Annotated in this window: 1 rRNA gene; it reads right to left on the minus strand. The window is 57.3% G+C overall.

Annotation, left to right across the window (positions count from 1 at the left end):
- Positions 1-102 precede the first annotated feature (102 nt).
- Positions 103-3,211: ribosomal RNA gene (locus DMH08_RS38420) — 23S ribosomal RNA — on the minus strand.
- Positions 3,212-3,243: the final 32 nt, after the last annotated feature.

Here is a 3,243-nt window from a genome sequence, read left to right on the forward strand (position 1 = left end):
GACAGCTCGAAAATTCACTTATCAAAACGGGTTCCCGTTTGTTTTCCAGGAACCACACAGGGACGCGAACAAACACACAGCGAGATGCTTTGAACGTTCAGTGTGTTCAAGCCACTCGGCCTATTAGTACCGGTCGACTCCACACGTTACCGCGCTTCCATCCCCGGCCTATCAACCCGATCGTCTCTCGGGGGCCTTACCCCACCCGAAGGTGGAAGGGAGAACTCATCTCGAGGAAGGCTTCCCGCTTAGATGCTTTCAGCGGTTATCCCAACCGAACGTAGCCAACCAGCCATGCCCCTGGCAGGACAACTGGCACACCAGAGGTCCGTCCGTCCCGGTCCTCTCGTACTAGGGACAGACCCTCACAATTCTCCTACGCGCGCAGCGGATAGGGACCGAACTGTCTCGCGACGTTCTAAACCCAGCTCGCGTGCCGCTTTAATGGGCGAACAGCCCAACCCTTGGGACCTACTCCAGCCCCAGGATGCGACGAGCCGACATCGAGGTGCCAAACCATCCCGTCGATATGGACTCTTGGGGAAGATCAGCCTGTTATCCCCGGGGTACCTTTTAGCCGTTGAGCGACACCACTTCCACACGTAGGTGCCGGATCACTAGGCCCTGCTTTCGCACCTGCTCGACACGTCCGTCTCACAGTCAAGCTCCCTTGTGCCCTTGCACTCGCCACCTGATTGCCAACCAGGCTGAGGGAACCTTTGGGCGCCTCCGTTACACTTTAGGAGGCAACCGCCCCAGTTAAACTACCCACCAGGCACTGTCCCCCACCCGGATCCACGGGTGCGGGTTAGACGCTCAAAACGACCAGAGTGGTATTTCACCAATGACTCCACCCGAACTGGCGTCCGAGCTTCACAGTCTCCCACCTATCCTACACAAGACGCTCCAAGCGCCAATGCCAAGCTGTAGTGAAGGTCCCGGGGTCTTTCCGTCCTGCTGCGCGAAACGAGCATCTTTACTCGTACTGCAATTTCGCCGGGCCTGTGGTTGAGACAGCGGGGAAGTCGTTACGCCATTCGTGCAGGTCGGAACTTACCCGACAAGGAATTTCGCTACCTTAGGATGGTTATAGTTACCACCGCCGTTTACCGGCGCTTAGATTCTCAGCTTCGACCCCCGAAAGGATCTAACCGGTCCTCTTAACGTTCCGGCACCGGGCAGGCGTCAGTCCGTATACAGCGTCTTACGACTTCGCACGGACCTGTGTTTTTAGTAAACAGTCGCTTCCCCCTGGCCTCTGCGACCACACCCAGCTCCCACCGCAAGGATGTTCACCAGGCATGGCCCCCCTTCTCCCAAAGTTACGGGGGCAATTTGCCGAGTTCCTTAACCACAGTTCACCCGATCGCCTTGGTATTCTCTACCTGACCACCTGAGTCGGTTTAGGGTACGGGCCGCCGGTACACTCGCTAGAGGCTTTTCTCGGCAGCATGGGATCACTCACTTCACCTAAAACGGCTCGGCATCACATCTCACCCTCAATGCGCCACGGATTTGCCTATGGCGCGGGCTACATGCTTACCCCAGGACAACCATCGCCTGGGCTGAGCTACCCTCCTGCGTCACCCCATCACTCACCTACTACCCCCTCGGGTCCCACGCTCCCCAACCAAGAGAACCCGAAGGTCCTCAAGGCGGTTCGGATGGTTAGCATCAGAGGATTCAGCGTTGGCGCATACCAGCGGGTACGGGAATATCAACCCGTTGTCCATCGACTACGCCTGTCGGCCTCGCCTTAGGTCCCGACTTACCCTGGGCGGATTAGCCTGCCCCAGGAACCCTTGGTCATCCGGCGCACACGTTTCTCACGTGTGATTCGCTACTCATGCCTGCATTCTCACTCCCACAGCCTCCACCACTCGATCACTCGGCGGCTTCACCGGCTGCAGGACGCTCCCCTACCCACCCCGAACAAGTCGGAGTGCCACGGCTTCGGCGGTGTGCTTGAGCCCCGCTACATTGTCGGCGCGGAATCACTTGACCAGTGAGCTATTACGCACTCTTTCAAGGATGGCTGCTTCTAAGCCAACCTCCTGGTTGTCACGGCAACTCCACATCCTTTACCACTTAGCACACGCTTAGGGGCCTTAGCCGATGATCTGGGCTGTTTCCCTCTCGACTACGAAGCTTATCCCCCGCAGTCTCACTGCCACGCTCTCACTTACCGGCATTCGGAGTTTGGCTGACGTCAGTAACCTTGTAGGGCCCATCAGCCATCCAGTAGCTCTACCTCCGGCAAGAAACACGCGACGCTGCACCTAAATGCATTTCGGGGAGAACCAGCTATCACGGAGTTTGATTGGCCTTTCACCCCTAACCACAGGTCATCCCCCAGGTTTTCAACCCTGGTGGGTTCGGGCCTCCACACCGTCTTACCGGCGCTTCACCCTGCCCATGGCTAGATCACCCCGCTTCGGGTCTACAGCATGCGACTCAAACGCCCTATTCAGACTCGCTTTCGCTACGGCTACCCGCCACCGGTTAACCTCGCCACACACCATAACTCGCAGGCTCATTCTTCAAAAGGCACGCCATCACCAACACAAGACGAATCTCATGAGGAGGCTCTGACGGCTTGTAGGCACACGGTTTCAGGTACTATTTCACGACCCCTCACCGGGGCACTTTTCACCTTTCCCTCACGGTACTGGTCCGCTATCGGTCATCAGGAAGTATTCAGCCTTACCACGTGGTCGTGGCAGATTCACACGGGATTTCACGGGCCCCGTGCTACTCGGGAACACACCCAAGAGACACCGCAATTTCGTCTACCGGACTCTCACCGTCTACGGTCGGCCTTCCCATGCCATTCGACTATCACGATGTTTTGTAACTCTTCGGCCCAGCGGCAGCTGAACCAGGATGGTCCCACAACCCCGCACACGCAACACCTGCCGGCTATCACACGCGCACGGTTTAGGCTAATCCGCTTTCGCTCACCACTACTCACGGAATCACTATTGTTTTCTCTTCCTGCGGGTACTGAGATGTTTCACTTCCCCGCGTTCCCACCAACCGTCCTATACATTCAGACGGCGGCGACACCCCATGACGGGTGCCAGGTTTCCCCATTCGGAAATCCCCGGATCAAAGTCTGGTTGCCGACTCCCCGAGGCATATCGCAGGCTCCCACGTCCTTCATCGGCTCCTGATGCCAAGGCATCCACCGTATGCCCTTAAAAACTTGAACACACAAAACGATCAAAACAAATCGCAGATGAG

Origin of the sequence: Actinomadura sp. WAC 06369, from assembly GCF_003947565.1 — a bacterium.
Lineage (GTDB): Bacteria > Actinomycetota > Actinomycetes > Streptosporangiales > Streptosporangiaceae > Spirillospora > Spirillospora rifamycini.